This window comes from Haemophilus seminalis (genome assembly GCF_006384255.1).
Taxonomy (GTDB): Bacteria; Pseudomonadota; Gammaproteobacteria; order Enterobacterales; family Pasteurellaceae; genus Haemophilus; species Haemophilus seminalis.
The window spans coordinates 166,051-191,622 of sequence record NZ_VCED01000002.1 but is presented as its reverse complement, the minus strand read 5'-3'; the positions used below and the strand labels follow the sequence as shown (position 1 = coordinate 191,622).

Sequence of the window (25,572 nt, the reverse complement as noted above, 5' to 3'; positions counted from 1 at the left end):
TATGGTTATAATAAAAAACCCGATCTAAGACCGGGTTTTATTTTGCCTATCAGACAAATTATTCTGCAACAACGATTACATCTAATGTTGCAAATACTTCACCGTGAAGTTGGAAACGAACATCGTGGTCACCAAGAGTACGGATTGGACCGTTTGGTAAACGAACTTCACTTTTCGCAATTTTAACGCCTGCTGCAGTTACTGCTTCTGCCACATCACGAGTAGTGATTGCGCCGAATAAACGACCTTCATCACCTGCTTTAGATGCGATAGTCACAGAACCTAATGCAGTAACTTCTGCTGCACGAGCTTGAGCTGCCGCAAGATTTGCCGCTGCTGCTGCTTCTAATTCTGCACGACGTGCTTCAAAGTGTTCAATGTTAGCTTTAGTTGCCATAACTGCTTTACCTTGAGGGATTAAGAAGTTACGTGCAAAACCTGATTTAACATTTACTTGATCACCCACTTGACCTAAGTGAACAATTTTATCTAAAAGAATTACTTGCATTACCGTGTCTCCTTAATTACTGATGATTGTCAGTGTATGGAAGTAACGCTAAATAGCGAGCGCGTTTGATTGCACGAGCTAATTGACGTTGGTACTTCGCACGAGTACCGGTAATACGGCTAGGTACAATTTTGCCGCTTTCTGAAATATAGTTCTTTAATGTAGCGATATCTTTGTAATCGATTTCAACAACATTTTCCGCTGTGAAACGGCAGAACTTACGACGACGGAAATAACGTGCCATTTGGCTAGTCTCCTAATCTATAAATTCGATTTGCTCGGCATGTAAAACTAATTGGCATAACCCACTTTGGGTTTTATGTGATGTAATAAATCCCACCACCAAAATTTTACTACCGACCGTAATGCTTTGAGTTTTTTCTATCAATTGATTACCACTAATTTGAACTGGCATCTTTAACCAAGCTTGACGAGTGAAACCACTTTCAATCTGATCAGAACGATGTTCTAACAAAAACTTGCAATGCTCAATTCCACTAGGGCTCTTTAATCGCTTTGGTAACTGAGAAACGACTCCCATAACCGAAAAACGATTATCAATTTTCAAATTACTCTTCAGCATCCTCAAAATCGTTGTTTTCAACTTCAGCTAAAGGTTTACGTTCTTCTTTAGCCGCTTTCATTGGGGACGCTTCTGTTACGGCGTGCTTAGTATGGATAACAAGACTGCGTAATACAGCATCGTTATAACGGAAAGTCGTTTCTAGCTCGTCGATGACTTGTTGAGGCGCTTCTACATTCATAAGCACATAGTGTGCTTTGTGTAATTTATTGATTGGGTACGCTAATTGGCGACGACCCCAATCTTCTAGGCGATGAACTTGACCACCAGCTTCTTTTACAGAACCGGTGTAACGTTCGATCATACCTGGTACTTGCTCGCTTTGGTCCGGATGAACCATAAACACGATTTCGTAGTGACGCATTACTGCTCCTTACGGGTTAATCAGCCTTTGACGTAGATCAGCCACCAATCTGCAAAGGCAAGGAACGAAAAATTCAATGTGGCTAAGGGTTGCGGATTATACCGATTTTTTTACGTTCCGCAACCAGTTTGAGTTCTTTTTGACCAAAAAAGAAGGCCAATATTGTAACAATATCGGCCTATCTCAAATCTTCTGTGATTAACGACTGCGGAAAATAATACGACCTTTACTTAAATCATAAGGGGTCATTTCTACAGTCACTTTATCCCCAGTCAAAATACGGATATAGTTTTTACGCATTTTTCCAGAAATATGCGCAGTAACCACGTGACCGTTTTCTAACTCCACGCGGAACATAGTATTCGGTAAAGTCTCTAAAATTGTGCCTTGCATCTCAATGCAATCTTCTTTCGCCATTGTATCCTCTAAAAATAATCGATTTTTTATCCGCACTTTAGGCGGAAAAGTTAAGAAAAACGGGCGAATTATAGCCGTTTTTGGCTTTCTACGAAAGAAAAAATAATATTGTTCATAAAAAACTCAATTTGGCATAAGTTAACAATGATTTACAAAGCTAAAACAAGCCCTATAATAACCGCACTTTTATAAAAGAAGATAGAATATGAATTCAAAAAAACACTTAGGCCATACAGCCCGTAAACGCTTCGGTCAAAACTTTTTACATGATACTTCTGTAATTCAAGGTATCGTGGCGGCGATTTACCCGCAACCTAATCAATTCTTAGTGGAAATTGGTCCGGGACTTGGCGCATTAACAGAGCCTGTTGGTGAACTTGTCGATCATCTGACAGTGGTAGAGCTGGACCGAGACTTAGCAGAACGTTTACGTCATCATCCATTTTTACATCAAAAGCTAACCGTTATTGAAACGGATGCGATGCAATTTGATTTTGGTAAGCTTTATACAAAAGAGAATTTAGCAGAAAAAGGTCAGAAATTACGTGTGTTTGGTAACTTGCCTTACAACATTTCTACACCATTAATGTTCCACTTATTTAAGTATCATGACGTGATTCAAGATATGCACTTCATGTTACAAAAAGAAGTGGTAAAACGCTTATGTGCAGGGCCAAATAGCAAAGCTTATGGTCGCTTAACCATTATGGCGCAATACTTCTGCCAAGTGATGCCTGTACTTGAAGTGCCACCTTCTGCATTTAAACCAGCACCGAAAGTGGATTCAGCCGTTGTACGTTTAATTCCGCATAAGGAATTGCCGCACCCTGTAAAAGATTTATATTGGTTGAACCGTGTTTGCTCCCAAGCGTTCAATCAACGCCGTAAAACGCTGCGTAATGCACTCTCAACATTATTTTCACCTGAAAATCTGACCGCACTTGGTATTGATTTAAATGCACGTGCAGAAAATTTGGATATTGCAGATTATGCGCGTTTAGCAAACTGGCTTGCAGATAATCCACCAGCCGATATCAATAAAGATGAAATCTTAGATTCAGAAGAGTAAAAAGAGTGATCAAAAATGGCAACCTATTTCGTCGGTGATTTACAAGGATGTTATGATGAATTACAGCTTTTATTAGAGCGTGTAGATTTCAACCCTACGCAAGATAAACTTTATCTTGTGGGAGATCTTGTCGCGCGTGGAGATAAATCACTTGAATGTCTTCGTTTTGTAAAATCACTTGGTAATGCAGCACAAACCGTACTAGGTAATCACGATTTACATTTAATTGCGACCGCACTGGGTATTAAAAAAATAAAACCGCGTGATCGTGTTGATGCCATTTTTAATGCACCCGATTTTGATGAACTGATTCACTGGTTACGTCATCAGCCATTACTTGTACACAATGAAGAATTAAACTTCCTGATGGCACACGCAGGTATTTCGCCTGATTGGGATTTGAAAACCGCAAAATCTTGTGCAGCTGAAGTTGAACAGATTTTGCAACACGGTGATTTTCATTATCTCATTGAAAATATGTATTCTGAACAGCCTGATCGCTGGTCGCCTGATTTGCAGGGCTTAGCGCGTCATCGTTACATCATTAATGCTTTCACTCGAATGCGTTTTTGCTATTTAGATCATCGTTTTGATTTTGCCTGTAAATCCCCTTTAAAAGATGCACCAGCTGAACTCACGCCTTGGTTTAATTTAGATAACCCACTTTATAAACAAATTCCCATTATCTTTGGGCATTGGGCAAGTTTAGTGGATGAGCCTACTCCACCAGGTATTTATGCCTTGGATACAGGATGTGTGTGGAATAATCGGATGACCCTATTGCGTTGGGAAGACAGACAGATCTTCACGCAAAGTGCGGTCAAAAATTACAGTGATTTTTAAGGAAACGCTATGCTCTCACTCACTGCTGAATCTTGCGAACTGTTCAATATTCCTTTCTATCAATTCGCCCAAATGAAAAAATTCTGTCCGGAAGATATTCCGGCAATTAAAGCTGATTACAAATTACACTGGGATAACTGGAAAGCAATTATCCAAGAAGTCGCAAAGCAGCTTGGCACACCTTTCGCGAAACCACATATTGAAAGCTGGACTAATGGCTGGCAGGTACGCGCCCATTTTTTCGCTTATTTTAAATACGAGTTTAACCAAAATTCTGCAGCCATTTTTTCCGTGCTCTTAAATCGCCGTCGATTAAGAGTGTGCTTGGACTGGCATTGCTATCGTGCAGATCGCTCACAAATTAATGTGCAACAATATAATCAGTGGCTTGATCAATTTGATTTCAAACAATTTGCTGATTTTGATATTTGGCGAGAAGATGAAAGCGAATATGATGATTTCCGCCAAGTGAAGGGCATTTCTGAAAAAGATCTTCTCTTGCGTTCAGATGAAGATTTTTGGTGTATTGGGAAAAGTATTGAAAAAGATCAACTAAGCCAAATTGATCCCATTTTATTTATCATCCAAACCATCCAACAATTACAACCGCTTTACGATCGCTGCCATCAATGAAATGCGGTCATTTCCATTAAATTTTTTCTTCTTGTTTATTTGTTATGCTATCATTACAGTAGTTTAACATTTTTAACAATTTTGCTTTTAGGAGTACATTATGAAAAACGTCGTGATCGTTGGCGGGGGGGCTGGCGGCATTGAATTAGCGACATTTTTAGGCGACAAATTAGGTCGAAAAGAACAGGCTAAAGTGACGCTTGTGGATCGCAATACGACCCATTTGTGGAAACCATTATTACATGAAATAGCTACGGGTGTGATGGATGATGGCATGGATTCTCTTAGCTATCGCGCACATGGTAAAAATCACCATTTCAGTTTTGAACAGGGTTCAATCACTCGTATTAATCGTGAACAAAAATATGTTGAACTCGCCCCTGTTTATGGGCAAGAAGGCGATATGCTCGTCATTGCTCGCCGAATTCCTTATGATTACTTAGTGATTGCGATCGGTAGCAAATCAAATGATTTCAACACAAAAGGTGTAGCAGATAACTGTATTTTCCTAGACAGCTCAGATCAAGCGTTGCGCTTTCAGCAAAAGATGTTGGAATTATTCCTTAAATTCTCTGAAAACCGTGCTTTAGATGATATTGGTGAAGAAGAATTTAAACAAAAATTAGTGGATGAAAATAAAGTAAATATCGCCATTGTTGGTGGTGGCGCAACCGGCGTGGAATTAACAGCTGAGCTTTATCATGCTACGGAAGATTTATCTTCTTACGGCTATGGCAAGATTGATAACTCATGTTTACAAGTCACACTCGTTGAAGCAGGACCTCGCTTACTGCCAGCATTACCCGAAGATTTATCTGCAGCAGTATTAGATGAATTGCAAGAAATGGGGGCAAATGTGAAATTAAATACGATGATCACGGAAGCCCAGCCAAACACGCTTATCACCAAAGATGGCGAAGAAATCAAAGCTGATCTGATTGTTTGGGCGGCGGGTGTTCGCACCTCAACGGTGACACAGCAATTCGATGGATTAGAGCTTAATCGCATCAATCAATTAGTTGTAAAAGATACTCTCCAAACCACGGTGGATGACAGTATTTTCGCCATTGGCGACTGTGCAGCATTAATGCAACCAAACGGTAAATTAGTCCCGCCAAGAGCTCAAGCCGCACACCAAATGGCAAAAGCTTGTGCCAAAAATATCTTTGCACTTTTTGAGCAAAAACCATTAAAAGCATTTAGATATAACGATAAAGGCACCTTGGTTTCTCTCTCGAGCTTTACGGCATTAGGCAGTATTTCGAATAAATTTGGAAAAAATCCTCTTACCGTTCAGGGTAAATTTGCACAATTTGCCTATGTATCCTTATATAGAATGCATCAACATGCTTTACATGGTTGCATTAAAATTGGATTGATTATTCTGGTTGATAAACTTAATCGTTATTTAAAACCAAGATTAAAATTACACTAATCGTTAAAGACAAAAGTGCGGTGACAAATGATCTGCACCCCAAAAGTTGGACTAAACAAACCAACAATTGAGGTGCAGATTTTTTATGGGTAAACACTACAAATCAAATTTAAATTACAGGTTCTTCAACCTATTTTGAATGGGAAAATTAGTATCAGAGAAGCTGTGCGTTTTTACAATATTCTCTCCAACGCCTTAGTCTGGACGTGGTTGAAACGCTTTGAAAAAGTGACATAAATGGACTGATTCCTCGTAAACCATCAGGACGACCGCCAATGAAGCCCAAATATGGAAAAATGCTACCGCCACCCAAAACTGAAGAAGACCGTTTACGTTCTTGAACGCGATTTTAGCGCAACGGCCCCGAAACAAAAATGGGTGACGAATATCACCGAGTTTAAGGCGAAAGATGGGAGTAAAGTCTATTTATCCCCAATTTTAGACTTATTTAACAATGAGATAGTCTCCTATAACCTCAACGATTCCCCAAACTGGGCGCAAGTAGAGGACATGTTAATGCAAGCTATCAAAGGATTAAATAAAGCTTATGGTGTCATTTTACATTCAGACCAAGTCTGGCAGTATCAAATGATGGCTTATCGTTGAATCTTGGCTAAACATGGCATCATTCAAAGTATGTCGAGAAAAGGGAATAGCTTGGACAATGCCGCGATGGAAAGTTTCTTTGGGAGATTAAAAACGGAATGTTTTTATGGTCGGGAATTTAACAGTAGAGAGGAGATAGTTGATGCTGTCAGGGATTATTTGGATTACTATGATCACCGACGGATTCTACTAAAATTAAAAGGACTGAGTCCGATACAATATCGAAAACAATCCTTTAAATGAAAGTCTAACTTTTGGGAGCAGGTCAAATTTCACCGCACTTCAGGGATTTATTCATGATGGGAAAATCCTATCATAAACGATTACGCCATTACCATTGGTAACCCACGCCAACTCCGGCACCAATATCACCACTGGTGTTAGCGTTACCTTGAAGTTTTAAGATCATCTTACCATTGTCGCTTGCACGAGAGTAACCTACAGCTAAAGCATTTTGACCTTTGAAGGTACCAGCCGAAGCTGCTACCATTGATTTACCCGCTGTGTAAACCTGTGGTAATGCTGCCGCTGCATTTGCGCCAGCAATACCAGCACGGGCTTCTTTGCCTTGTTTATTGATTTTTCTCTCTAAACGATCGAAAGCACCAGATTGGTTATTAATAGCATTATTAATTGCATTAATTGCTTGAGTATTTTTATTCACCTGAGTATTGGTTGTATTAATTACCTGGGTATTCTTATCCACCAGAACATTGGTTTCATGTAATTGCTTGCCATTGACAGCTTCTTTTGAATCACTTGAAACATTACCATCACCAACTTTTAAGGATGCAGGGTTACCAGAATTTCCTGGAATTGATGCAATTACTTTTTCAACAGCTTTAATTTCTTCAGCTTTACCTTTATTTACGTCATCTTCGGTGGTTCCGTTTTTGTAGAATTTGTCCCCAATTTTCACAGCATCTTTAACATCATCATTTCGGTAATATTTATCACCTTCTTTTTTGAGTTCCTTACCTGCTCCATCAGTATAAACTATAGGAGATGCACTGCTGTCCACATCCACAGAAACCGTTGTGGTATCTACACCGTTTTCACGTTTAGTAACCGCTTTAATCGTGGTACCTTTACCGTTTTTAAAGTTGATTACATCGTTAGGCGTTACTTTTTCAGGAGTTGAGAGTAACGAACCATCAGTTTTATTACCATCGGTAGTATTGCCGTCATTCAACTTCACGGTAAATCCAGATTTATTCACAGTTTGATCTAACTGGTCTTTGTTGACTGCTTGATCAGGGGTTTCAGCCCAACCGACGTTGTTCAATTGAACACCGCCTGTGCCTTTATTTTTATCTGTAGTTTTATCTGCAGGTGTATATGAAGTTGTTGCATCATTTTTCAGGGTAATTCCAGATTCTGTTTTTACAATAGTCTCTGGTGTCGGTTTGTTACCATCAGTTACTTTCACTGTGCCATCCGCATTAACATCAGCCTCTTTATACCAGTTGCCATCTTTAGCTTGTTTTAATGTATCGCCTGTCGCATTTTTATTTGTTACCGAATAATCAATTGGCAAATTAGTATCAAACTTCACCACAGTCGTTGTTTGTTTAGAGCCATCCTCATTGGTTTCTTCAACGGTCGCAGTTTTCACTGTTATGCCTTTTCCGTCTGCAAAACGAACAGCATCATTCGGATTGACTTTTTCATCCTTATTCACATTCTCTGTTTTTTCAAAAGCCTTCTTGGTAAGAGATTCGTCTGCTTTACCTACGGTCCAACCTGATTTTTGGATTGCTGTATAAACAGTGTTTCCATCAACAAAGTGATCTGCTTTATCTACTTTGGCATCAACGGGAACAGGATTGTCTGGAGTGGTGTTATTCACAACTGTACTATCTTTCACTATATAGTTTGACGGCTGTTTTCCCTCTTTTGCTTTTGGTTTGTTACCGCTGAAATCAACATCATCTTTGTTGTAAAGTTTACCATCAATGCTTACATAGGTTTTACCCTCAATAGTGTATTCATCTTGCTTAACAACCGCACCTTTCTCAAGGGAAATATTGATATGACGAACACTACCTTTTGTTTCACCCGTTACTTTAATACCGTCAGTGCCATTAAAACGAACTTCGTTTGCATTGGTCACTTTCTCAGCGTAATCTTTTCCATCTTTACCAACGGAAACCACCCAACCCAAGTTTTTCGCATCAGCGACAGTTAATGCATTAGACGAAACAGAGTTATCTAAATCAGCTAAACCTGTTTTTGCGTTTTCTACAGGAGTATTCTCAACCTTAGTTGATGTTTCTGCATTTTCTTTCGGTTGTCCATCTGCTTTAAGTTGATCAGCCTTATAGTATTTATCCCCCACTTTTGTTAACAGATTGCCATCCTTATCTTTATCAGGAGTAATAATAGTCTTCGCGCCCGGTGCCACGTTGGTCAGGGTTACCTTATTGCCGGCTGTGTTCTCTTTACCTGTGTCAGGTTTGCCTGGATTATTCATAGATACGACAACATCAGTGACAGGTATTGCCTCTACTGGTTTAGCATTTGCTTTATTTTCTGCTGTAGTGCCGGCAGGATAGTATTCATCACCAATTTTTACTGAACCCTCAGGGTAATATTTGCCGTCAGGATATTTCACGACTTTATTGCCATCTTTATTGGTATAAACCATCGGTGAGGCATTACGCAAGCCGGAAGCGACAGCATAAAGTTGCGAACCGTTAATCGCATCGGTTGAGGTGGAAGCAATCTCGCCTGCTGCAACGTGTTTGATTTGGCGTTCGCCGTAAACTTTTTTGCCATTTTCTTCTTTAGTTTCTGAACCAACAGAAACAAAACGTCCGTTTAATGCTTCCTCGACATCTTCTGCCGAAGAACCATCTGTTTTGGTTGCGCCTAAATTACCAGCAAAACCACTATAAACAACGCCGTTTACATTAGCTGAATTTACTTTTTTCACGGTTGGTGCCCCATCGCTGTATGAGCCTAATACAACGGCGTTATCTTTCTCAACGGTAATGTTATTACCTAGTGCGATAGAATTTTCACCTGCAGAGACAGAAGTATTACCAATAGAGATAGCATTAGATTTACTTATTTTTTTATACGCCGCCTCAAATTTAATTTTGGCATTGTCATATTCCGTTTTACCATCTTCCCTTTTCTTAATCGCACCCTTAGTTCTATCACCTAAGGTATTTTTAGCTTTTTCTGCGGTGTTAACCTTGGATATCAAATTTCTAGCTAATTCTACGAGATGAGCCAGTTTTTCGTTTTCTTCGCCCGCGCCTGTTTTATCGATATTGGCGAATTTATTGATAATCTCTTTTTGTGCGATAGCCGCATCGACGTTGGAATCTTTAGGTTCTTGCGTAAAATTTCCGGCAAGTGTTTCTAGTTCTGTATAAGATAAACCGGCTGCTACTAAGGCATTTTTAAACTCTGTGCTCTGTGTGCGGAGAGCGCCGCTTGAGCCATATTTTCCGGTAAATATCTTCAAATTAGTTGCCAAGCGTGAAACAATAGCTTTTTCAATATTGTAGGTAGTTTGTGCATCGTTAGCATCCTTTTCCAAAGCATTATAGGTATTATAGGCAGTGCGGTAAGCCTCGTAAGCAGATTTTATATTATCAGCCCCCTCTTTAGTTACCCCAGAAACTGCATTGTTACCAAATGCAATTGTTTGCTCTCCAATTGCTCTGGATTCGGTGCCTAATGCTGCTGAGTTATTGGCAATAGCCATCGCTCCGATTCCATTTTGGGTCGATGAACCCATAGCCAAAGATTGTTCACCATAAGTAATAGCTTTTTTACCCATCGCAAGCGAACGAAAATGGCCAGAAAATGACTCTGCACCCAATGCATATGAATCATCTGTAGCTGCATGCGCACTCTGACCAATTGCAATTGAGCGTCTAGCACTCCACCAACCAGTTGAGGCACCTTGTCCTAATGCAACTGAAGATTGTCCATATGTATAAGCATTTTCACCTATTGCCGTACTGTGTGGTCCGTAAGAGCGAGCATTTAATCCTACTGCCGTTGACTGATTGCCATTTGCATTGGTAATCGGGCCTAATGCTACAGAATTATCACCAAGCGCATGAGTTAGCGGACCAAGTGCTACGGAGCCTTTGCTACCGCTTGCAAGCGCTTCATTCCCAATAGCCACTGAATCGCCCACGGCAGTTCTCGAATTCAAGCCGATTGCAATGCTACGCCCCCAATCTGCACTGGCATTAGTACCAATTGCAATGGTATTTTCACCTGATTGGAAGTTTGCTGCAGAAGCATTGCGCATACTACTGGCGTCACGACCAATTACAATTGAAGTGCCCATCGTAGCCAGAGATCGCGTACCTATGGCTATTGAATCATGCAATCCTGATGATATGCTACTATCTGGACCTGGCTCAACTCGGGCTTGTGTACCGATAGCAATACTGCGGGCATTAATTTTATCGGTTTGAGCCTTTACTACCATTGCCTCTGAGCCAATAGCAATAGAATAATTAGTTTGTGCTTCTGTTTTATATCCTACAGCTATTGCTTTTTCGATATTGCTATTTCCCCCAGCTTCTGCTTTTACACCCATAGCAATAGAATCTTTGCCATTTACTTTGGCATGATGTGTATCTGGGATGGCAGTTGTAGCTGTAGTGGCCGTTGTGCCTGTGGTAGGAGTTGTAGCAGGAGTAGCCGTTGTATTATCAGGCAGTTCAACTGACATAGCGATTAGCTTATCTGCAGCTCTAGTAATATGTGTTGCTGCCTGAACCCCACTAACACTTCCCAAAAGTGCGGCAGAAATTGCCGCTAATTTTATAGATTTTGATTTACCTTTGGCTGAGGCTAATTCCCCCACAGCTGTCCAAGTTTGCGTGGCGTGATTCCAAATTACTTTAAAAATGTTGTTCATTAGATTCTTTCTCCTAAACTCAAATAAATGAGCAATCCGTTGCTTGTTGTATGAAAAATAATAAAAGACTTATGTTGAAAAGCAGCCTGTTTAGGCTATATAGCACGAGATTCTATAGAGAACAACAATAAATGAAAAGTATCTTTACCAAACTTTACAATCTTTACAATCTTTACAATCTTTACATTCAATATAGATTATTTATGCTATGTCTTCCGAGAGTTAGTAAGATATCAAGAGGAGCAAAGTGTGGTAAAATTTAACCGTACTTTGATTGAATGGGAGAAAAATATGCTATCAAAAGAACGATTATTTCAACTTGTCGAAATGGAAAGTATTTTAGATGAGGCAAATGTTTTTCTTGCAGAGGCGGAGCAGTTTTTGGAAAAATGGCAGGCGTTTTTACCCAAGATGAAACGCTTAGAACATTATTACTTCGGAGGGGATTGGCGAGAGGATTTTGAGGCTTACGAAAATGGTGAGGTACCGAAAGCGCAACCTTGTGGCGTACTTTCCGAAGACTTAGTTTTTAATGCCAGTGTTGCGCAACATAGCTTGGCGATTGAGTATTTGAAAGTGGTGACTAAAATTCTCGATCAAACTAATGGCAAATAATTGATGATACAGTTTGCTTGACTTTATAAACAAACGCGCGGTGAAAACCATCTTTTAAATAACAGTCTAACTTTTTGGGGGCAGACCAAAGTTCACCGCACTTTTGTGTAGACAGCTAAATATTCAAAATCTTATAAATTTCAGAATCTTTACGAGCTAAGTCATGAATTGATTGTATTTTTCGGATTGCACATGATTGACCACAAATTAAGAGGGTTTCTGTAAAAGCTAAATTACCTTTGCGAGAGATGCCTTTAAGCAAATCACCATGGGTGATACCCGTTGCGGTAAATACCAGGTTGTCATCACGCACAAGATCTTCAAGTTTTAACACTTCATTGATTTTTACGCCTAATGCTTCACAACGCTGAATTTCATCGGCAGCCATTTTTTTATTTTCTTCAGTATCACCTTTTACTTCGTTACGAGGAAGTAAACGAGCTTGCATATCGCCACCTAGTGCACGAATTGCAGCTGCAGCAGCCACACCTTCTGGTGCGCCCCCGATTCCGTAAAGAAGATCGACTTCAGCATCAGGTAAACAGCACAATACGGAACCTGCCACATCACCATCAGGGATCGCCATCACTCTCACGCCCAAGTTATGCATTTGTTTAATTACCGCATCATGGCGTGGTTTTGCTAATACCATTACGGTGAGATCAGAAAGGGATTTTCCTAGCTTAGATGCGACACGGCGAAGATTTTGTTCTAGTGGTAAAGTTAAATCAATCATGCCTTTAACATCTGAGCCAACCACCAATTTTTCCATATACATATCTGGTGCTTTTAAAAAGGTATTTCTGTCTCCAGCTGCCAAGACGGAAATAGCATTAGACTGACCCATTGCAGTCATACGCGTGCCATCAATAGGATCAACGGCGATAGAGACCAATTCTCCCATGCCAGAACCGACTTTTTCACCAATATAAAGCATTGGTGCTTCATCAATTTCACCTTCGCCAATCACGATTTCAGCATCCATATCGATTAAATTTAGCATATAACGCATGGCTTTTACTGCAGCATCATCAGCCGCATTTTTATCTCCCCGCCCAAGCCATGTATGAGCAGCTAATGCGGCCATTTCTGTTACACGTGAAAATTCAATTGCTAGGGCAGCGTTCATTTTATTCTCCTTTGACTTTTAGCCATAAAAACGGTGTGATTTTATCATTACGTTATTGAACGCATAATAATTTTTTCTCCAACGCTTTAAAAAGGCAAATTTACTGGGTAAAATACTCTCAAACTTACCCATATTTAAAAGGAAATCATTATGTCTTTAGAAATTTTAGACCAGCTTGAAGAAAAAATTAAACAAGCGGTAGAAACCATCCAATTGCTTCAATTAGAAGTTGAAGAATTAAAAGAGAAAAACGCAGAATCTCAAAGAAATATCGAAAGTTTACAAACTGAAAATGAGCAACTGAAAAACGAACACCGCAACTGGCAAGAACATATTCGTTCATTGCTTGGCAAATTTGATAACGTTTAATCGTAACAAAAGGCTTAGAAAATCTAAGCCTTTTTATTTTAATCATTTCAAAAATATTCTTTTACTTTTCCCTGTGTTAGGGAAGAAAATAAATACAGGATAATCAAATGCACATTTGCATTCTCTCTGGCAGCACTTTAGGTGGTGCAGAATATGTTGCCGAACATTTAAACGATGTTTTAGAAACTCAAGGTTTTTCCACCGCTCTTTTTCACGGACCAAGTTTATCTGACATCGAAAATGAAAAAATTTGGCTTGTTGTGACTTCAACTCATGGTGCAGGCGAGTTGCCAGATAATTTAAAACCGCTATTTGATGAATTAGCTAAAAATCAAAGCGATTTTTCAGATGTTCGTTTTGCGGTCGTTGGATTAGGTAATTCTGATTATGATACTTTTTGCTATGCAGCGGACAAAGTGGAGCAAACGCTTGAAGAAAAAAGTGCGGTAAAAATTTGCGAGACTTTAAAAATTGATGTTTTAAACGTGGATGATCAAGAAGGCTATGCCGAAGCATGGTTACCGAGCTTTATTGAGGGATTAAAATGATTGCTTTAATTCAGCGTGTGTCTCAAGCAAAAGTTGATGTAAACGGTGAAACAATTGGACAAATTGGCAAAGGTTTACTGGTTTTGCTTGGTGTAGAAAAAGAAGATAATCAAGAGAAAGCGGATAAACTTGCTGAAAAAGTGCTTAATTATCGAATTTTCAGTGATGAAAATGACAAAATGAACTTAAATGTTCAACAAGCACAAGGTGAACTACTTATTGTTTCTCAATTTACATTAGCGGCGGATACACAAAAAGGTTTGCGTCCAAGTTTTTCAAAAGGTGCGCCCCCAGCATTAGCTAATGAATTATATGAATACTTTATCCAAAAGTGCGGTGAGAAATTACCTGTTTCAACTGGGCAATTTGCAGCGGATATGCAAGTGAGTTTAATAAACGATGGCCCAGTAACATTTTGGCTTAATATATAAAATCTTCTATAAGATCGACGCAAGCTGAAAGGCTTGCGTCAGTGAGTGCAAGAAATATTAGAGTGTAATTTCTAATTTTTGATAAGCTTGATTTACTTTTTCTAGCGCTTTTTCTACGGAAACGTCTCGTGCTAATAACACGCCTAAACGTCGGTGGCCATTAACCTCACTTTTACCAAATAAACGAATATTCGTATGGGGTTCAGCAAGCACTTTATCAATCGCACCAAATTTTACATTCTTTGATTTCCCCTCTACAACAATAGCTTTAGATGCGGATGGACTAATTAAGGTAATCTCTGGAATAGGTAAACCTAAAATGGCTCTTGCGTGTAAGGCAAATTCTGAAAGCTCTTGAGAAATAAGCGTGACCATGCCTGTATCATGTGGGCGTGGTGAAACTTCGTTGAAAATGACATTATCTCCACACACAAACATTTCTACACCAAAGATGCCTCGTCCACCTAGTGCACTTGTAATTTTATCCGCAATCGATTGCGCTTTTTCCAATGCAATATCTGACATCACTTGTGGTTGCCATGATTCCCGATAATCACCTTCTTCTTGGCGATGGCCAATTGGTGCTAAGAAGCTTGTACCATTGATATGACGAACGGTTAAAAGCGTAATTTCATAATCGAATTTTACAAACCCTTCTACAATTATTCTTCCTGCACCAGCACGGCCACCTTCTTGTGCATAATCCCATGCTTTTTGAATATCGTCTTTAGATCTTAAAATACTTTGCCCATGACCAGAGGATGACATGATTGGTTTCACGACACAGGGAATACCAATTTTTTCTACCGCATTTTGGAAATCAGTAAAATTATCTACAAATTGGTAAGGCGAGGTGGGTAACTTAAGTTCTTCCGAAGCTAGTCGGCGAATCCCTTCACGATTCATAGTAAGTTGTGTGGCTTTGGCTGTAGGTACCACGTTAAAACCCTCTTTCTCTAATTCTACCAGTGTTGCTGTTGCAATTGCTTCTACTTCTGGCACGATGTAGTCAGGTTTTTCTTGTTTTACAAGTGTTTTTAATGCCTCACCATCCAACATTGAGAGTGTATAGGCACGGTGTGCAACTTGTTGTGCTGGGGCATTTTCATAGCGATCCACTGCAATTACTTCTACGCCTAATCGTTGTAGTTCAATTACTACTTCTTTACCAAGTTCCCCCGATCCCAATAGCATCACTTTTGTTGCATTAGGTGTTAATGCGGTACCAAGCGTTGTCATTATTTCTCCTATTTTAATAATGCATTATCTAATGTTAAATCTTCGTTTTTATTAATACCAACACGACGAGCAATCACATTTTTTGCGATTTCATGTGCTTCTTCTAAAGAGTGCTCTGTATATGTGCCACATTGATAAATGTTTAATTCCGGAATTTTGGTTTGATCTTGTACATTTAAAATATCGTGCATTGATGCTAACCAAGCTTTAGCGACTTGTTGTTCGTCTGGTGTGCCGATGAGAGACATATAAAAACCGGTTCGACATCCCATAGGTGAAATATCAATAATTTCAACATCTTCGTTATTTAAGTGATCACGCATAAAACCTGCAAATAAGTGTTCTAGCGTGTGGATTCCTTTTGGAGGGAGGATTTCTTTATTGGGAATGCAGAAACGTAAGTCAAAGATAGTAATATCATCACCTTTAGGTGTATGCATTGTTTTAGCCACACGCACAGCAGGGGCATTCATTTTAGTGTGATCTACTTTAAAACTATCAAGTAATGGCATAAATTTTCCTTATAAATCAGTTAATTAAGAATTATTTGAATGAGTGTTCATTTTTTTACAATTTTTTATGAACTTTATAGCAAGGTCTTTGTCCTATAAGACGAGCAACTTGCAGTTGTTTTAATAAAATTGGTTCCTTAGGTTATTTGCCCCACACTTTTGTGGGGCTTTTTTCTTTGTATTTTTGTTAGATTTTATTTTTGGGAATTTTTTTAATTTATGTGAACTTTTTCCAGATGGGCTTGTCTGATAGAACAAGCAACTTGCAGTTGTTTTAATAAAATTGGTTCCTTAGGTTATTTGCCCCGTATTCTTGCGGGGCTTTTCTTTTGTCCATTTTATAATAAGAAAGGTACACTGAGAAACAATAACGCAACATAACGTACCAGTTTTCCTAGAAAAATAAAAAAACAACTCGCAATAAAGTTCAATCTAAGCCAGCCCGCTAGGACACAAAATAAATCGCCTACTACAGGTAGCCAACTTAATAGTAAGGTAAGTGAACCATAACGTTGAAGCTGCTTCATAACCCATAAAGTGCGGTGATTTTTTGGCCTAAATTGAGGAAGCCAGCGCCCTATTCCATAAGTAGTTAAGCTACCTAGCCCATTACCTAGTGTTGCCATAAAAATAAGTAAAAAAATATCCGTACTTAGCCAAGTTCCTAACGCTAATTTGGGGATAACTAATACAATAAATATTATCTCTGAATTACCTGGTAATACCGTCGCACTTAGAAATGCACTCGCAAACATTAACCATAAGGCATGAGTTTGCCAAAAATCGGAAAGTAATCCTAATAACCATTCCATCATTTTGTGGTTATAATTTGTTGAGTCCGAATATCAAAAACATCCATTCCGGCACTTAAACCTGCTTTTACGCCCAAGTCCGCATCTTCAAAAACAATACAGTTTGTAGGATTAATCTTGATCAGCTCTGCACAGCGTAAAAAAGTTTCTGGATGAGGTTTATGCGCTTTTACATCGTCTGCACTGACAATGGCATTAAAATAAGAGGCAATATTAAGTTTATCTATCAACATATCAATAATTTTTCGATGAGAGCCCGAGCCTAACGCAATCGGTTTTTTCTGATAGAAATGTTTTACAATATCAAATGTGGGAAGCAAGGTGGATTGTGATGGAATGAGCTGATAAGATAAAGCACGTTTTGCTGTAATAACTTCATCAAGACGTTCAAGTGGCATATTAGCCAATTTCATCATTTCCTCTGCAATGGTTCTTACGGTTGCCCCACCTAGGTTATACATGATTTGACTGTCAAATTCGTAGCCAAATTGTTTTCCCACCATTCCCCATGCTTTTGCGTGAACAGGCATAGTATCAATGAGGGTTCCATCCATATCAAAAATTAATCCTTCATATCGATCGAACATTGCATAATTAAACATTTTTACATCCTTACTTATTTTTAAATTTTTATCATTTTGCTATAAAATTGCGATCTCTGCATTGTTTTATTTTCATAAAAAGCAGTAAATTAAAGCACACAAATTTTGAACAAATAGAATTCAAATACGATTGCTTAAGCAATTAGAATGTTAGAAAGTTCCTAGGCGAATTAATTAAGCGATTATTGAATATTCATACGCTTGTTTTAGATTGCAATGGAACAATATTGTCCCTGACTGATAAGAAATGATTTCATTCACATTGGTGAGCAAGGTTAAAGTTAACCTTGCTTTTGAATTTTATTGCGTCAATGTTTGTTTATAGGCATAAAGTGTATTGCTCATTAACATTGCAACGGTCATTGGACCAACTCCACCTGGAACGGGGGTAATATAAGCCGCTTTTTCGGCTGCTCTGTCAAACTCTACATCGCCTACTAATTTTCCATCTACACGATTAATTCCGACATCAATGACAACCGCACTTTCTTTGATCCAATCGCCAGGAATTAAATTCGGCTTACCCACCGCAACGACGAGTATATCAGCTTGGCGAACATGACTTTCCAAATCTTTGGTGAATCGATGAGTCACAGTGACGGTTGCACCTGCTAATAGTAATTCTAAAGACATTGGGCGGCCGACAATATTGGATGCGCCTACAATTACTGCGTGTTTGCCATGTAAGTCAATACCCGTTGTTTCTAATAGTTTCATTACGCCATAAGGGGTGCAAGCACGCAAAGTTGGAATGCGTTGGCATAAAAGCCCAACATTGTAAGGATGGAAACCATCCACATCTTTTTTCGGGTCAATTCTTTCAATTATTGCTTCTGTGTTAATTTGTTTGGGTAACGGTAATTGCACCAAAATACCGTCAATACTTTCATCTGCATTAAGCTGGTCAATAACCGCTAGCAATTCCTCTTGAGTGGTTGTATCTGGCAGATCATAAGATTTAGAGAGAATGCCGATTTCTTCACAGCTTTTACGTTTACTTCCTACATAAATTTGTGATGCAGGATCTGCCCCAACGAGAATGACTGCAAGCCCTGGTGCACGTTTACCTTGAGCAATATAATGTTCAATCTCAGAGGCAACATCAGATTTGATTTTTTTTGAAAGGGTAGTACCAGAGATGATTTGTGCCGTCATTTAGTTGTCCTTTTATATGAAAAGAGAGAAAACGTTTGCTATTCTAACGGACAATGAATTTTTTACAACGGGAAATAGTGACATTTCCTAAATTGAAATAATTTTGAGCAATTAGCTTAAAAAATAAAAAAAGTCATTGACTGGTATCAAAACAAATCTATAATTGGTTCGGCTTATCGGCGAGTAGCGCAGCTTGGTAGCGCAACTGGTTTGGGACCAGTGGGTCGTAGGTTCAAATCCTATCTCGCCGACCACTTCTTTTATATTGTCTTGAAATTCTGTACAAAAGAAATCCTTTGAATGCGCCCTTAGCTCAGCTGGATAGAGCAACGCCCTTCTAAGGCGTGGGTCAAAGGTTCGAATCCTTTAGGGCGTGCCATTTATTTCTTCAATCTATTTTTTTATTCTCTTTTATTAATTTCCTTTGCTATTTAAGCAAGCTACAATACGCCCCCAAATTTTATCAATAAAAACAAGAAAGAGAATTATTATGCCCTTTGCTATTGGTCAGCGCTGGTTGAGTGAAAGTGAAAACGCTTTAGGATTAGGTATCATTACCGCATTAGATCAACGAACTGTCACGATTTATTTCCCAGCTGCAGATGAAACGCGTATATATGCTGCTGCACAAGCGCCTTTAAGCCGAATTGTATTTAGCAAAGGTGAAACATTATCTCATCAAGCTGGTTGGCAAGGTGAGATTTTAGACGTTCAAAATATGAACGGTTTACTCTTTTATTTAGTTAAAAATCCACAAGGTGAAGATGTCATTGTGCAAGAACGTGATATTTCACCGATTATTTCTTTTAGCCAAGCGAAAGATCGTTTGTTTTCAGCGCAAATTGATCGCAGCAGTCATTTTGCATTGCGTTATCGCACGCTTTGTCATCAGCAAGCACAATTTAAATCGCCATTGCGTGGTTTGCGTGGAACGCGTGCGGGTTTAATTCCTCATCAGCTTCATATTGCAGCTGAAGTCGGTAATCGAGTTAATCCTCGTGTGTTATTGGCGGATGAGGTTGGTTTAGGGAAAACCATTGAAGCTGGAATGATTTTGCAGAATCAACTTTTTGCTGAGAAAGTGCAACGTGTTCTTATTATCGTGCCAGAAACGTTGCAACATCAATGGCTGGTAGAAATGCTTCGTCGTTTTAATTTGCATTTTTCACTTTTTGATGAAGAACGTTGCAACGATTTTGATCTTGATGCCGTTAATCCATTTACAACGGAAAGCTTAATTATTTGTTCGCTGAATTGGTTAGAAACTCATCCTAATCGAGTAGAGCAGGCGCTTGATGCTCAATTTGACTGTTTAATTGTGGATGAGGCACATCACCTCGTGTGGTCAGAATCTTCACAAAGTGCGGCTTATTTATTAGTTGAACAGCTTGCTCGCATCATTCCATCCGTCTTGTTACTCACGGCAACCCCAGAACAACTTGGGCAAGAAAGTCATTTTGCTCGTTTGCGCTTACTGGATCCAGAACGTTTTTTTGATTATCAAACCTTTGTGAAAGAGCAGGAACGCTACCAACCTGTGGTTAATGCTGTTGAATCTTTGGTGGCAAATAAGGCATTAAGTGCGGTAGAAAAAAATCATATTTCTGATTTGTTGCTTGAACAAGATGTCGAGCCTCTTTTTAGAGCGATTGCATCAAATAATGATGAGGAACAACATCGTGCCCGTCAGGAACTGATTCAAGCCTTAATTGATCGTCACGGCACTGGGCGAATGCTGTTCCGCAATACACGTCAAGGCGTGAAAGGTTTTCCGCACCGTGTTTACCACCAAATTACACTCTCGGAAGAGAATGATAAAATTGATTGGCTGATTGATTTCCTCAAACTCCATCGCGATGAAAAAATTTTTGTGATTTGTCAGACTGCGGCCACGGCGATTCAGTTAGAACAAATTTTACGTGAACGTGAGGCGATTCGTGCCGCAGTGTTCCACGAAAAAATGTCGATTATTGAACGGGATAGAGCCGCGGCTTATTTTGCGGATTTAGAAAACGGCGCACAGGTTTTACTGAGCTCGAGTATTGGCTCGGAAGGGCGTAATTTTCAATTTGCGGCAAATTTAGTGTTATTTGATTTACCGACAAATCCTGATTTATTGGAACAATGTATTGGCCGATTAGACCGTATTGGACAAAAACGTGATGTGCAAATTTATGTGCCTTGTGTGAAAGATTCGCCTCAAAGTTGTTTAGCGCGTTGGTACAATGAGGGGCTGAATGCTTTTGAACAAACTTGTCCAATGGGAATGGCATTATTTGCCCAGTTTTCTGATGAGTTGGAAAAAGTGCGGTCAAATTCTACCGCACTTTCAGAGAATGAATTTTCTGAATTATTAAAACAAACTAAAACCGCGCGAGAAAAACTCAAGATTGAGTTAGAAAAAGGTCGTGATCGTTTATTAGAGCTAAATTCTCATGGCGGTGAGCAGGCTCAAGCGTTAGCGGATCAAATTGCTGATGAAGATAATTCGCCTGAGCTTGTGAATTTTGCTTTAAAATTATTTGATATTATTGGCGTAGAGCAAGAAGATCTTGGGGCTAATAGTATTGTAATTAGTCCAACTGGGACAATGCTTGTGCCCGATTTTCCGGGTTTAAAAGAAGAAGGTGTGACGGTCACCTTTGATCGAGAACTTGTCCTTGCTCGCGAAGAAATGGAATTCTTGACTTGGGATCATCCTATGATTCGTCAAGGTATTGATCTTGTTGCTTCAGGTGATATTGGCAAAGCTGCAATGGCATTGCTTGTAAATAAACAACTGCCCGCTGGAACCTTATTAATTGAATTAATTTACGTGGTGGAAAGCCAATCGCCAAAAGGGTTACAGCTCAATCGTTTCTTGCCGCCAACGCCTATTCGTCTGCTGCTTGATAACAAAGGAAATAACATTGGTGAGCAGGTTGCCTTTGAAACATTGCATAGCAAATTGAAACCACTTGGTAAAAATATTGCCAATCAAATGGTGAAAATGGCACGGAGCAACATTGAAGCCTTGATTACACGAGGCGATCAACTGGTAAAATCCTTGGCAGAACCGATTATTTCTGAAGCTAAAAATCAAGCAGATCAACAATTAAGCTCAGAAATTAACCGTTTGCAGGCTTTGAGAGCAGTGAATAAAAATATTCGCCAAAGCGAAATTGATATTTTGGAACAACAACGAACACAATCACTGGACGAGCTTTCTAAAGCAAACTGGCGTTTGGATTGCTTGCGTGTCATTGTGACGAACAAGGAATAAAAATGGCATTGATTGAATACAATCCGCCTCTTGAACCTTATTTAGATATTATTTATCAAGATAATCATTTGTGCGTGGTGAACAAACCGAGCGGTTTGCTTTCTGTGCCGGGTAATCAACCACAATATTACGATAGCGCAATGAGTCGAGTGAAAGAAAAATTCGGCTTTTGCGAGCCAGCTCATCGTTTGGATATGGCAACGAGCGGCATCATTGTGTTTGCTTTAAGTAAGGCGGCGGATCGTGAATTAAAGCGCCAATTTCGCGAACGTGAACCGAAAAAATATTATCAAGCGATTGTTTGGGGGCATTTGGAGAAAGATTATGGAGAGGTAAATTTTCCAATGATTTGTGATTGGGAAAACCGCCCACGCCAACGTTTGGATTTTGTTTTAGGAAAAAGAGCGGTCACAAAATTCGAAGTTTTAGCTCGTTTTCCCAATAACAGTACTCGCGTGAAACTGACTCCCGTGACAGGCCGATCTCATCAATTACGCTTGCACATGTTAGCATTGGGGCATCCAATTCTAGGCGATAAATTTTACTCTCATCCTCAGGCTAAAGCTATGTCGCCAAGATTATGTTTGCACGCAGAAGAATTGACGATTACTCACCCCATTACAGGGGAAACAATGACCTTTAATGCGAAGTTAGATTTTTAAGTTGGCGCAGACGCACGAGATCACGAATGAAAAACTTTTTAGCTCAACAAGGAAAAATCACGCTAATTCTCACCGCACTTTGCGCGCTTATTTATATTGCTCAACAGCTGGGTTTTGAAGACGATATTATGTATTTGATGCATTACCCCGCTTACGAAGAGCAAGATAGCGAAGCGTGGCGCTATATCTCACATACACTGGTACATTTATCTAATTTGCATATTTTGTTTAATCTGTCTTGGTTTTTTATTTTCGGTGGAATGATTGAGCACACTTTTGGTTCGGTCAAATTATTGATGTTGTATGTTGTAGCAGCTGCCATAACAGGATATGTGCAAAATTATGTGTCTGGCCCCGCTTTCTTTGGGCTTTCCGGTGTTGTATATGCGGTTCTAGGCTATGTATTTATACGTGATAAATTGAATCATCATTTATTTGATCTGCCAGAAGGTTTTTTCACCATGTTATTGGTAGGGATCGCATTAGGTTTTATTAGCCCCTTATTTGGTGTTGAAATGGGAAATGCAGCGCATATTTCAGGCTTGATTGTTGGCTTGATTTGGGGATTTATCGATAGCAAATTACGTAAAAATTCGCTACAGTAGGTGTATTCAATTTGGATAAAGGGTTTTCTATGAAGCAGTCGTTACGGCATCAACAAATTATTAAACTGGTGGAACAATCTGGCTATTTAAGCACGGAAGAACTGGTTGCAGCCTTAGATGTTAGCCCTCAAACGATTCGCCGTGATTTGAATATTCTGGCCGAGTTAGATTTAATCCGTCGTCATCACGGTGGTGCGGCATCGCCATCTTCTGCAGAAAATTCTGATTACGTGGATCGTAAACAATTCTTTTCATTACAAAAAAATAATATTGCACAGGAAGTTGCGAAGTTGATTCCTAACGGTGCATCGTTGTTTATTGATATTGGTACGACGCCTGAGGCTGTGGCCAATGCATTGCTTGGCCATGAAAAACTCCGAATTGTGACGAACAATTTGAATGCTGCGCATCTTTTACGTCAAAATGAAAGTTTTGATATTGTCATGGCAGGCGGATCATTGCGAATGGATGGTGGCATTATTGGCGAAGCTACGGTGAATTTTATTTCTCAATTTCGCCTAGATTTCGGTATTTTAGGGATTAGCGCGATCGATGCTGATGGTTCATTATTGGATTATGATTACCATGAAGTACAAGTAAAGCGAGCGATTATTGAAAGTTCACGTCAGACCTTATTAGTGACCGATCACTCTAAATTTATGCGCCAAGCGATTGTTCGATTGGGCGAATTAAGTGATGTGGAGTATTTATTTACGGATAAGGTCCCTAATAGTGTTACCGATTATTTACACGATAAAAAAACAAAATTAGTTTTATGTTAGTTTTTATCAGATATGAAGAAAAACCCCGCTTAATGATCGCCCGCAAAAGTTGGACTAAACAACCAACTAATTAAGGTGCAGATTTTTTATGACCAAATACAACACTCTTTTCAAACAACGAGTCATCGAGTTTTATCATTCTAAATGATAAAAATAGTTCACTTACTCGTAAACATTTTCAACTTGCCAGTAGAACATTGCGACATTGGATAAACCAATTTAATCATAGTAGAATCAATGGGTTAGCTGATCTAGGTAAGAAGCGAAATTACTCACCTGAATTTAAACTTAACGTTATACAAGCAATTAAAATGGACAATTTTCTGCAGAAACTTCCTATTTATGCTGTGGTACTGCCAATTCAAGAGTGATTAACTGATGGTTGCGAGTCTTTGAAAAACAAGGTATAAACGGCTTAATCCCCAAACCTAAAGGTCGCCCACCCATAAAACCGAAATACCCTAAAATGCCACCTAAGCCCAAAGCCCAAAACCGAAGAAGAACGTTTGAAATATCGGATTTTGGAGCTGGAAGCGGAGAATGCCATTCTAAAAAATTGCAAAAACTCAACCAACAAAAAATGCAGAAAAAGCCGCTATCGTAAAAGCATTACGTGTTTATTTTCCGATTCAAATGTTGCTTAATTTAATAGCCTTATCCTGCCGTGTTTCCTTTTACCCTTTAAAAGTAAAAAACGATGAAAATGCAATAGTCTCACAAGAAATCGCCATTATTTATCACGATAATCACGGAAACTATGGTTATCGCCGTGTAACGTTTAATCTAAGAGAAACCATTAAAATTAACCATAAAAAAGCGCAATGTATTATGCAGTAATTGGGGCTTAAGGGAAAATTCAAAACAAAAAATATCGTTCTTATCAAGGTGAAGTCGGACGTATTGCGGATAATCTGTTACAACGCGATTTTACAGCTACACAACCTAATAAAAAATGGACAACCGACATTACTGAGTTTAAGTGTGCTGAAGGTAAGCGCTATTTATCGCCAATTAAGGATTTATTTAACAATGAAATGATTGCTTATAATTTAGCGCAAAGCCCAAACTTTGAGCAAATTACCCGAATGATGAAACAAGCTGTAGCAAGGCTTGAGGGAGCCAAACCCATTTTACATTCCGACCAAGGTGAGCCGTATCAGATGATAGTCTATAAAAACATACTCAGGGAGAATAGCATTCAACAAAGTATGTCAAGGAAGGGGAATTGTTTAGATAGCAGTGCGATGGAACGCTGCTTTGGACGACTAAAAACGGAATGTTATTACGGCAAACGATTTGAGACGTTCGAACAACTGGAAAAAACGATCCACGAGTACATTCATTATTATAACTATGAGCGCATTCATGGGAAACTAAAAGGGCTGAGCCCTATGAATGATAGAACTCAATCCTTGAACTAAATAAGTCTAACTTTTTGTGGACAGAGCAAAATAAGGTGTATGTGATGTGAATAAACATACGCCATTTTAATAAAAA

Annotated in this window: 25 protein-coding genes, 2 tRNA genes and 2 pseudogenes; 17 read left to right on the top strand and 12 right to left on the bottom strand. The window is 39.2% G+C overall.

Annotated elements, in window-relative coordinates; all coding sequences use genetic code 11:
• Positions 1-58 precede the first annotated feature (58 nt).
• From rplI to infA, 5 genes are all read right to left on the bottom strand, one after another.
• The gene (rplI, locus tag FE813_RS03230) at positions 59-508 is read right to left on the bottom strand and encodes a 50S ribosomal protein L9 (RefSeq protein WP_005627626.1); all 450 of its coding nucleotides are present in this window, start codon (positions 506-508) and stop codon (positions 59-61) included.
• A 16-nt stretch (positions 509-524) separates the two neighbouring features.
• Positions 525-752: a 30S ribosomal protein S18 gene (gene rpsR / locus FE813_RS03225; RefSeq protein ID WP_005598105.1), complete on the bottom strand. Its 228-nt coding sequence runs from the start codon at positions 750-752 to the stop codon at positions 525-527.
• 12 nt (positions 753-764) lie between these two features.
• Entirely contained in the window at positions 765-1,091 is a 327-nt protein-coding gene (priB, locus tag FE813_RS03220) for a primosomal replication protein N (protein ID WP_005639404.1), read from the bottom strand.
• Positions 1,078-1,455 (bottom strand): 30S ribosomal protein S6, encoded by a 378-nt coding sequence (gene rpsF, locus FE813_RS03215; RefSeq protein ID WP_005627620.1) that lies wholly within the window; start codon positions 1,453-1,455, stop codon positions 1,078-1,080. The genes priB and rpsF overlap by 14 nt, the downstream gene beginning before the upstream one ends.
• 198 nt (positions 1,456-1,653) lie before the next feature.
• Positions 1,654-1,872: a translation initiation factor IF-1 gene (infA, locus tag FE813_RS03210; RefSeq protein ID WP_005627617.1), complete on the bottom strand. Its 219-nt coding sequence runs from the start codon at positions 1,870-1,872 to the stop codon at positions 1,654-1,656.
• A 205-nt stretch (positions 1,873-2,077) separates the two neighbouring features.
• Here infA and rsmA point away from each other — a divergent pair, with 205 nt between their 5' ends.
• The 6 genes and pseudogenes from rsmA to FE813_RS10650 all read left to right on the top strand — a co-directional run.
• A complete protein-coding gene (gene rsmA / locus FE813_RS03200) occupies positions 2,078-2,941 on the top strand; it encodes a 16S rRNA (adenine(1518)-N(6)/adenine(1519)-N(6))-dimethyltransferase RsmA (RefSeq protein ID WP_139989424.1) in 864 nt (287 codons plus the stop codon).
• 15 nt (positions 2,942-2,956) lie between these two features.
• A complete protein-coding gene (gene apaH, locus FE813_RS03195) occupies positions 2,957-3,784 on the top strand; it encodes a bis(5'-nucleosyl)-tetraphosphatase (symmetrical) ApaH (RefSeq protein ID WP_139989423.1) in 828 nt (275 codons plus the stop codon).
• 9 nt (positions 3,785-3,793) lie between these two features.
• The gene (locus FE813_RS03190; RefSeq protein WP_139989422.1) at positions 3,794-4,417 is read left to right on the top strand and encodes a glucose-6-phosphate 1-dehydrogenase family protein; all 624 of its coding nucleotides are present in this window, start codon (positions 3,794-3,796) and stop codon (positions 4,415-4,417) included.
• A 100-nt stretch (positions 4,418-4,517) separates the two neighbouring features.
• On the top strand, positions 4,518-5,852 hold the full coding sequence (locus tag FE813_RS03185; protein ID WP_139989421.1) for an NAD(P)/FAD-dependent oxidoreductase: 1,335 nt from the start codon (positions 4,518-4,520) through the stop codon (positions 5,850-5,852).
• A 135-nt stretch (positions 5,853-5,987) separates the two neighbouring features.
• Positions 5,988-6,089: a hypothetical protein gene (locus tag FE813_RS10795; protein ID WP_180978674.1), complete on the top strand. Its 102-nt coding sequence runs from the start codon at positions 5,988-5,990 to the stop codon at positions 6,087-6,089.
• Between the two features lie 96 nt (positions 6,090-6,185).
• Positions 6,186-6,701, top strand: a pseudogene (locus FE813_RS10650) (IS3 family transposase); the annotation flags it as partial.
• Between the two features lie 88 nt (positions 6,702-6,789).
• Here the strand turns inward: FE813_RS10650 and FE813_RS03165 are convergent.
• On the bottom strand, positions 6,790-11,352 hold the full coding sequence (locus FE813_RS03165) for a YadA-like family protein (RefSeq protein WP_139989418.1): 4,563 nt from the start codon (positions 11,350-11,352) through the stop codon (positions 6,790-6,792).
• Between the two features lie 291 nt (positions 11,353-11,643).
• On the opposite strand from FE813_RS03165, the gene FE813_RS03160 reads away from it, so the two are divergent.
• On the top strand, positions 11,644-11,967 hold the full coding sequence (locus FE813_RS03160; RefSeq protein ID WP_139989575.1) for a DUF4298 domain-containing protein: 324 nt from the start codon (positions 11,644-11,646) through the stop codon (positions 11,965-11,967).
• Between the two features lie 115 nt (positions 11,968-12,082).
• Here the strand turns inward: FE813_RS03160 and glpX are convergent, their stop codons facing one another.
• Positions 12,083-13,096, bottom strand: a complete 1,014-nt coding sequence (glpX, locus tag FE813_RS03155) for a class II fructose-bisphosphatase (RefSeq protein WP_139989417.1) — start codon at positions 13,094-13,096, stop codon at positions 12,083-12,085.
• Between the two features lie 150 nt (positions 13,097-13,246).
• Here glpX and FE813_RS03150 point away from each other — a divergent pair, with 150 nt between their 5' ends.
• From FE813_RS03150 to dtd, 3 genes are all read left to right on the top strand, one after another.
• Positions 13,247-13,465 (top strand): cell division protein ZapB, encoded by a 219-nt coding sequence (locus FE813_RS03150; RefSeq protein WP_046949384.1) that lies wholly within the window; start codon positions 13,247-13,249, stop codon positions 13,463-13,465.
• A gap of 107 nt (positions 13,466-13,572) precedes the next feature.
• Positions 13,573-14,013: an FMN-binding protein MioC gene (gene mioC / locus FE813_RS03145; RefSeq protein WP_139989416.1), complete on the top strand. Its 441-nt coding sequence runs from the start codon at positions 13,573-13,575 to the stop codon at positions 14,011-14,013.
• Positions 14,010-14,444, top strand: a complete 435-nt coding sequence (gene dtd / locus FE813_RS03140; protein ID WP_139989415.1) for a D-aminoacyl-tRNA deacylase — start codon at positions 14,010-14,012, stop codon at positions 14,442-14,444. Before mioC ends, dtd begins: the two co-directional genes overlap by 4 nt.
• Before the next feature lie 57 nt (positions 14,445-14,501).
• Here dtd and purT read toward each other — a convergent pair whose 3' ends face one another.
• The 5 genes from purT to folD form a co-directional block, all read right to left on the bottom strand.
• The gene (gene purT / locus FE813_RS03135; RefSeq protein WP_139989414.1) at positions 14,502-15,683 is read right to left on the bottom strand and encodes a formate-dependent phosphoribosylglycinamide formyltransferase; all 1,182 of its coding nucleotides are present in this window, start codon (positions 15,681-15,683) and stop codon (positions 14,502-14,504) included.
• A gap of 8 nt (positions 15,684-15,691) precedes the next feature.
• The gene (luxS, locus tag FE813_RS03130) at positions 15,692-16,195 is read right to left on the bottom strand and encodes an S-ribosylhomocysteine lyase (RefSeq protein WP_139989413.1); all 504 of its coding nucleotides are present in this window, start codon (positions 16,193-16,195) and stop codon (positions 15,692-15,694) included.
• A 338-nt stretch (positions 16,196-16,533) separates the two neighbouring features.
• On the bottom strand, positions 16,534-17,007 hold the full coding sequence (locus FE813_RS03125) for a YqaA family protein (RefSeq protein WP_139989574.1): 474 nt from the start codon (positions 17,005-17,007) through the stop codon (positions 16,534-16,536).
• Positions 17,007-17,609 carry a beta-phosphoglucomutase family hydrolase gene (locus FE813_RS03120; RefSeq protein WP_139989412.1) on the bottom strand — a complete coding sequence of 201 codons (603 nt, stop codon included), beginning with the start codon at positions 17,607-17,609 and terminating at the stop codon, positions 17,007-17,009. The genes FE813_RS03125 and FE813_RS03120 overlap by 1 nt, the downstream gene beginning before the upstream one ends.
• 300 nt (positions 17,610-17,909) lie before the next feature.
• On the bottom strand, positions 17,910-18,764 hold the full coding sequence (gene folD / locus FE813_RS03115; RefSeq protein WP_139989411.1) for a bifunctional methylenetetrahydrofolate dehydrogenase/methenyltetrahydrofolate cyclohydrolase FolD: 855 nt from the start codon (positions 18,762-18,764) through the stop codon (positions 17,910-17,912).
• A 177-nt stretch (positions 18,765-18,941) separates the two neighbouring features.
• Between folD and FE813_RS03110 the strand changes: the two genes are divergently transcribed.
• The 7 genes and pseudogenes from FE813_RS03110 to FE813_RS03080 all read left to right on the top strand — a co-directional run bounded on the left by FE813_RS03110 (position 18,942) and on the right by FE813_RS03080 (position 25,496).
• Positions 18,942-19,018, top strand: a tRNA-Pro gene (locus FE813_RS03110).
• Between the two features lie 48 nt (positions 19,019-19,066).
• A tRNA-Arg gene (locus tag FE813_RS03105) sits at positions 19,067-19,143 on the top strand.
• A 111-nt stretch (positions 19,144-19,254) separates the two neighbouring features.
• Positions 19,255-22,026: an RNA polymerase-associated protein RapA gene (rapA, locus tag FE813_RS03100; RefSeq protein WP_139989410.1), complete on the top strand. Its 2,772-nt coding sequence runs from the start codon at positions 19,255-19,257 to the stop codon at positions 22,024-22,026.
• Positions 22,027-22,028: 2 nt separating this feature from the next.
• Positions 22,029-22,688 (top strand): bifunctional tRNA pseudouridine(32) synthase/23S rRNA pseudouridine(746) synthase RluA, encoded by a 660-nt coding sequence (gene rluA, locus FE813_RS03095; RefSeq protein WP_005636621.1) that lies wholly within the window; start codon positions 22,029-22,031, stop codon positions 22,686-22,688.
• Between the two features lie 26 nt (positions 22,689-22,714).
• A complete protein-coding gene (locus tag FE813_RS03090; protein WP_139989409.1) occupies positions 22,715-23,293 on the top strand; it encodes a rhomboid family intramembrane serine protease in 579 nt (192 codons plus the stop codon).
• 29 nt (positions 23,294-23,322) lie between these two features.
• Entirely contained in the window at positions 23,323-24,075 is a 753-nt protein-coding gene (locus FE813_RS03085) for a DeoR/GlpR family transcriptional regulator (protein WP_139989408.1), read from the top strand.
• An 88-nt stretch (positions 24,076-24,163) separates the two neighbouring features.
• Positions 24,164-25,496, top strand: a pseudogene (locus FE813_RS03080) (IS3 family transposase).
• The last annotated feature ends 76 nt before the right edge of the window (positions 25,497-25,572 follow it).

What these genes read in the sequence shown, in the direction of transcription:
- rapA (WP_139989410.1), top strand. Translation starts at nt 19,255, where the DNA reads ATGCCCTTTGCTATTGGTCAGCGCTGGTTGAGTGAAAGTGAAAACGCT.
- folD (WP_139989411.1), bottom strand. Translation starts at nt 18,764, where the DNA reads ATGACGGCACAAATCATCTCTGGTACTACCCTTTCAAAAAAAATCAAA.
- glpX (WP_139989417.1), bottom strand. Translation starts at nt 13,096, where the DNA reads ATGAACGCTGCCCTAGCAATTGAATTTTCACGTGTAACAGAAATGGCC.
- FE813_RS03125 (WP_139989574.1), bottom strand. Translation starts at nt 17,007, where the DNA reads ATGGAATGGTTATTAGGATTACTTTCCGATTTTTGGCAAACTCATGCC.
- FE813_RS03190 (WP_139989422.1), top strand. Translation starts at nt 3,794, where the DNA reads ATGCTCTCACTCACTGCTGAATCTTGCGAACTGTTCAATATTCCTTTC.
- purT (WP_139989414.1), bottom strand. Translation starts at nt 15,683, where the DNA reads ATGACAACGCTTGGTACCGCATTAACACCTAATGCAACAAAAGTGATG.
- apaH (WP_139989423.1), top strand. Translation starts at nt 2,957, where the DNA reads ATGGCAACCTATTTCGTCGGTGATTTACAAGGATGTTATGATGAATTA.
- rpsF (WP_005627620.1), bottom strand. Translation starts at nt 1,455, where the DNA reads ATGCGTCACTACGAAATCGTGTTTATGGTTCATCCGGACCAAAGCGAG.
- luxS (WP_139989413.1), bottom strand. Translation starts at nt 16,195, where the DNA reads ATGCCATTACTTGATAGTTTTAAAGTAGATCACACTAAAATGAATGCC.
- FE813_RS03185 (WP_139989421.1), top strand. Translation starts at nt 4,518, where the DNA reads ATGAAAAACGTCGTGATCGTTGGCGGGGGGGCTGGCGGCATTGAATTA.
- rsmA (WP_139989424.1), top strand. Translation starts at nt 2,078, where the DNA reads ATGAATTCAAAAAAACACTTAGGCCATACAGCCCGTAAACGCTTCGGT.
- FE813_RS03150 (WP_046949384.1), top strand. Translation starts at nt 13,247, where the DNA reads ATGTCTTTAGAAATTTTAGACCAGCTTGAAGAAAAAATTAAACAAGCG.
- priB (WP_005639404.1), bottom strand. Translation starts at nt 1,091, where the DNA reads ATGCTGAAGAGTAATTTGAAAATTGATAATCGTTTTTCGGTTATGGGA.
- FE813_RS03090 (WP_139989409.1), top strand. Translation starts at nt 22,715, where the DNA reads ATGAAAAACTTTTTAGCTCAACAAGGAAAAATCACGCTAATTCTCACC.
- FE813_RS03120 (WP_139989412.1), bottom strand. Translation starts at nt 17,609, where the DNA reads ATGTTTAATTATGCAATGTTCGATCGATATGAAGGATTAATTTTTGAT.
- rpsR (WP_005598105.1), bottom strand. Translation starts at nt 752, where the DNA reads ATGGCACGTTATTTCCGTCGTCGTAAGTTCTGCCGTTTCACAGCGGAA.
- rplI (WP_005627626.1), bottom strand. Translation starts at nt 508, where the DNA reads ATGCAAGTAATTCTTTTAGATAAAATTGTTCACTTAGGTCAAGTGGGT.
- FE813_RS03160 (WP_139989575.1), top strand. Translation starts at nt 11,644, where the DNA reads ATGCTATCAAAAGAACGATTATTTCAACTTGTCGAAATGGAAAGTATT.
- FE813_RS03085 (WP_139989408.1), top strand. Translation starts at nt 23,323, where the DNA reads ATGAAGCAGTCGTTACGGCATCAACAAATTATTAAACTGGTGGAACAA.
- infA (WP_005627617.1), bottom strand. Translation starts at nt 1,872, where the DNA reads ATGGCGAAAGAAGATTGCATTGAGATGCAAGGCACAATTTTAGAGACT.
- FE813_RS03165 (WP_139989418.1), bottom strand. Translation starts at nt 11,352, where the DNA reads ATGAACAACATTTTTAAAGTAATTTGGAATCACGCCACGCAAACTTGG.
- rluA (WP_005636621.1), top strand. Translation starts at nt 22,029, where the DNA reads ATGGCATTGATTGAATACAATCCGCCTCTTGAACCTTATTTAGATATT.
- dtd (WP_139989415.1), top strand. Translation starts at nt 14,010, where the DNA reads ATGATTGCTTTAATTCAGCGTGTGTCTCAAGCAAAAGTTGATGTAAAC.
- mioC (WP_139989416.1), top strand. Translation starts at nt 13,573, where the DNA reads ATGCACATTTGCATTCTCTCTGGCAGCACTTTAGGTGGTGCAGAATAT.